Annotated in this window: 5 protein-coding genes; 1 reads left to right on the top strand and 4 read right to left on the bottom strand. The window is 70.8% G+C overall.

The window, feature by feature from the left end; translation table 11 throughout:
* Positions 1-1,023, top strand: a 1,023-nt coding sequence (locus ACIWVC_RS25300; protein WP_396454653.1) for a DNA topoisomerase IB, incomplete at its 5' end; no start/stop codon positions are given.
* An 82-nt stretch (positions 1,024-1,105) separates the two neighbouring features.
* Here ACIWVC_RS25300 and ACIWVC_RS25295 read toward each other — a convergent pair.
* The 4 genes from ACIWVC_RS25295 to ACIWVC_RS25280 form a co-directional block, all read right to left on the bottom strand.
* A complete protein-coding gene (locus ACIWVC_RS25295; RefSeq protein ID WP_396450832.1) occupies positions 1,106-1,867 on the bottom strand; it encodes a metallophosphoesterase in 762 nt (253 codons plus the stop codon).
* Positions 1,864-2,109 carry a BON domain-containing protein gene (locus tag ACIWVC_RS25290; protein WP_396450834.1) on the bottom strand — a complete coding sequence of 82 codons (246 nt, stop codon included), beginning with the start codon at positions 2,107-2,109 and terminating at the stop codon, positions 1,864-1,866. Before ACIWVC_RS25290 ends, ACIWVC_RS25295 begins: the two co-directional genes overlap by 4 nt.
* Entirely contained in the window at positions 2,106-2,735 is a 630-nt protein-coding gene (locus ACIWVC_RS25285; RefSeq protein WP_396450836.1) for a nucleotidyltransferase, read from the bottom strand. Before ACIWVC_RS25285 ends, ACIWVC_RS25290 begins: the two co-directional genes overlap by 4 nt.
* A 73-nt stretch (positions 2,736-2,808) precedes the next feature.
* A complete protein-coding gene (locus ACIWVC_RS25280) occupies positions 2,809-4,110 on the bottom strand; it encodes a glycoside hydrolase family 1 protein (RefSeq protein WP_396454652.1) in 1,302 nt (433 codons plus the stop codon).
* Positions 4,111-4,165: the final 55 nt, after the last annotated feature.

Raw genomic sequence — 4,165 nt, 5'->3', positions numbered from 1 at the left:
GCGCTGATGGAACTGCAACGTAGCGACACCGGAGAAGCCGGCTACGGACGGCGGAAAGCCGGCAAGGGGTTCGTGTATCTCGGCCTCGACGGCCGTCCCCTGCGAGACCCCGCGGAGAAGGAGCGCATCAGGTCGCTCGTCATCCCGCCGGCCTGGAAGGACGTCTGGATCTGCCCCGACCGCGACGGCCACATCCAGGCGTTGGGCACCGACGCGGCCGGACGCCGCCAGTACCTCTACCACGAGGCGTGGCGGGAACAGCGGGACCGGGAGAAGCACGAGCACGTCCTGGAACTGGCCGAACGGCTCCCCAAGGTCCGGCACACGATCGCCGAGCACCTGACGGGCCGGCGGTACACGCGGGAGCGCGTCCTGGCGGCGGCCGTCCGCCTCATCGACCTCGGCTTCTTCCGCATCGGCGGGGAGTCGTACGCGGCGGAGAACGGCACCTTCGGGCTCGCGACCGTCCTGCGGGAGCACGTCACGTGCCGGCGCGGCGAGGTGACGTTCGAGTACCCGGCCAAGGGCTCGAAGGACCTGTACCGGGCGGTCGCGGAGGAGAACGTGTGCAGGGTGGTCAGCGGCCTCAAGCGGCGCCGCGACGGCGGCCCCGAACTGCTCGCCTACCGGACGAAGGACGGCTGGCACGACGTCACCACGTCCGACATCAACGACTATGTCCGCGAGGTCACCGGCGGCGACTTCACCGCCAAGGACTTCCGCACCTGGCACGCCACCGTGCTCGCCGCGGTCGGGCTCGCGGTGTCGGTGCGCGCCGGCGACAGCGACACCGCCCGCAAGCGCGCCATCGTCCGCGTCGTGAAGGAGGTCGCCGCCTACCTCGGCAACACCCCGGCCGTGGCGCGGGCGTCCTACATCGACCCGCGCATCATCACGCTCTACGAGGACGGCGTGACGGTCGCGCCCGCACTCGGGCGCCTCGGCGTGGACGCCTCCGAGGGCGAGCTGGCCACGCAGGGCCCTGTCGAGCAGGCCGTCCTGGACCTGCTGCGCGCGGCCTGAACGGGCGGTGGGACGACCGGGAGATCACTCCCCTCCGCGCGATCTCGCGATCGTCCACCCGCCCATCCCGTAGAGGCGAACGTCACCAGGCCGACACCCGTTCCCGGGTGGGACCGCGATCCGCGGCCTCCGGCACCTCCAGGCAGTACATGGCGTAGGCGTGCTGGATCACCGGCAGAGCCACGTTCCGCACGCGGACCCCGCCGGATGTGAGGCCCTTCTCCGTCCCCTTGTGCGCGTGCCCGTGGATCGCGAGGTCGGCGCCCGCGGAGTCGATGGCCTCCCCCAGCAGGTAGCTGCCGAGGAAGGGGTAGATCTCCGGCGGCTCGCCTTCAAGGGTGTCCGCGCAGGGCGCGTAGTGGGTCAGGGCGATCGTGACGTCGGTGTCCAGGTCGGTGAGGGACGTGTTGAGCCGCGCGGCGAAGTCCTTGGTGTGCCGGACGAACGCCTTCATCTCGGGCTCGCCGAAGTCGCTGGCGCAGCGGCCCTCGAAACCGCCGCCGAACCCCTTGCCGCCGGCGACGCCGAGCGTCGTCCCGCCGCAGTCCAGGACGGTCGCGTCGCCTTCGAGGACGGTCACGCCTGCGTCCCGCAGCACGGCCGTGATGTCGTCCTCCTCATCGGAGTGGTAGTCGTGGTTGCCCAGCACGGCGACGACCGGCACGCCGAGGTCGCGCAGCTCGCCCGCCGCGACCTCGCCCTCCTCGACCGTCCCGTGCCGGGTCAGGTCGCCGGCGACCAGCAGCACGTCCGCGTGGTCGGCGAGCGCGGCCAGCCGCGCCCGGTACGCCCCCGCCGCCTCCGGCCCGACGTGCAGGTCGCCCGCCGCCGCGACGCGGATCATGAGATCTGCTCCGCTCCGTCGGGCTCGGGCACCGCGACGACGTGCAGCTCGTTGCAGATCTCGCGGCCCTCGGCGGCCTCGCGGGCGGCGTCCTCGACGTCCCGGCTCCGCTCCTCGCTCACGACCTCGCCGCGCAGGTGGACGACGTCGCCGCGGACGTCCACCCGGATGCCGAGCTCGTGCGCCTCCGCGGCGAGCCTCTCCTGAATGTGCGCGGCCAGATATCCGGACACATCGTTCACAGCACGTCCCCCTCGATCACGTCCAGCCGGGTCAGCAGCGCCAGGAACGCGTACGCGTACGGGGACTCGGCGGTCTCCGCGGCCACCCGCCGCCAGTCCACCTGCTCGCGCAGCGCCCGGCCGACGTGCAGGAAACCGCTGAAGTCGCAGGCGGTCTCGGTGAACGCAAGCAGCCGCATCACCATCAGGTCGGTGGCGGGCAGGACCGGCATGAGCACCGCCCCTACCGTCATGTCCTCGGCCCGGCCCAGCAGCTCCCCGTCCACCGGGCGGCCGGACGGGGTGTGGATCAGGTCGATGAGGTGCTCGCCGTCGTACGCCTTCTCCAGCCAGTTCTCCGGGCTCTCCAGATGCGTCATGCCCACCGACGCGAGCGCCTCCAAGGCGACCTGGACGTCGCGCTCGCGCACCACGAAGTCGACATCATGCGTCGACACGGCCGCACCGTGCGCGTACGCGGCGAACCCGCCGGCGAGCGCGTACCCGATCCCGGCGTCGCGGAGCGCGGCGGCGGCGCGCTTCAGGGCGTTGAGCAGGCCGTCGGCGACGCCGCCCGATCCCGGCCCCGGCCCGGCGGTGCCGGACCCGCGCGTAGCGGCCATCGGCTCGGTGTGCACGTCCCCCACGCGTTCCCCTGGTCGGTTCCGGTCGCCGTGGCGGTACCCGGGGACACGCAGGTCATTCCCCCATCCCCGGGGGTCACCCTGGGACGCGGTACGCGGCGGGCGGCGTCGGCGTGGTGCCGAAACAGGTCGCGACGGGATCCTCGATCGAGCACCAGCCGGGCCGGCGCACCGGCACATACCCGGACGGGACGCCTCGGTTGGCGATGATCGACCGATATGTGGGCACGGCGTCGGTCGGACGCCGCGTCAAGGTCGGATCTGTCAGCGCGTCCACCGTGTAGAGGCCGAACCGCGGGCGGTAACTGCCCCACTCGTAGTTGTCGGTGAGGCTCCAGTAGTTGTAGCCCATCATCTTGACGCCGTCGGCCATCGCGCGCTGGATCCAGTAGATGTGGTCGCGGAGATGGTCTGAGCGCGTGTAGCCGTCCGCGCGCGGCTTGCCGTTGTCGGTGGGCATGCCGTTCTCGACGACATAGACGGGCAGGTTCGGGAGCCGCCGCTGGTAGTTCTTGAGGACGTAGTACAGGCCCTCCGGCTCGGGGTCGATCTTCCAGAACTCGCCGGTGATCGCGTACACCGCCGTGAAGTTCTCCAGGTTGGCGCCGTAGTAGTAGTCGATGCCGATGAAGTCGAGCTTGTCGGTGGCGTCGTTGAACAGGGCAGCGTCGAAGATGCCGTTGATGGCCGTCCCGTAGGCGACGTTGCTGGACACGAGGGCGCCCGGGTCGACCTTGTGAATCATGTCGTAGGCGGCCCGATGCGTCTTGAGGAGGGCATCGCGCATCTTCAGCATCTGGCCGAAGTCCATCGGGCGGGTGGTGAGCTCCTTGTAGATGTAGGCGCTGGCCTCGTTGAACGTGATCCAGATGACGCCCTGCCCCTTGTACCTGTTGACGACGAACTGTGCGTTGCGGAGCCAGTCGTCCTGCGTACGGGGGTTGTCCCAGGCTCCCTGGTCGGCGACCCACCCGGGATAGACCCAGTGGTCGAGGGTGAGCATGGGCCGCATCCCGTTCGCCTTGATCCGGCGCACGAGGTCGTCGTAGTAGGCGAGCGCCTCCGGATCACGGTGGCCCCTGCGGGGCTCGATGCGGGCCCACTCGATGGACGTCCGGAACACGTTCACCCCGAGCCCTTTGGCGAGCTTGAGGTCGGACGGGTAGCGGTGCCGGAAGTCGACCGAGTTGCCGTAGGGGTCGGTCACCCCGCTGGCCTTGCGGTCGGCATACCGCGTCCAGTTGCTGTCGGGGAAGAACCCCTCGCTCTGGAACCCGGACGTGGACACGCCCCAGAGGAACCCGGGCGGGAACTTCGCCGTAGCGGGCCCACCGGACGCAGCCGCGCCCGGCACAGGCCCGGCGAAGAGCCCCGCCACCAGAACCAGCCCAGCGGCCAAGGGGCCAAGCCGCCCAGTTCCACGCAACCGCCCA

Origin of the sequence: Actinomadura sp. (assembly GCF_044508335.1) — a bacterium.
Taxonomy (GTDB): Bacteria; Actinomycetota; Actinomycetes; order Streptosporangiales; family Streptosporangiaceae; genus Spirillospora.
The sequence above is the reverse complement of the archived record's forward strand: the minus strand, read 5'-3'. Positions and strand labels throughout refer to the sequence as shown.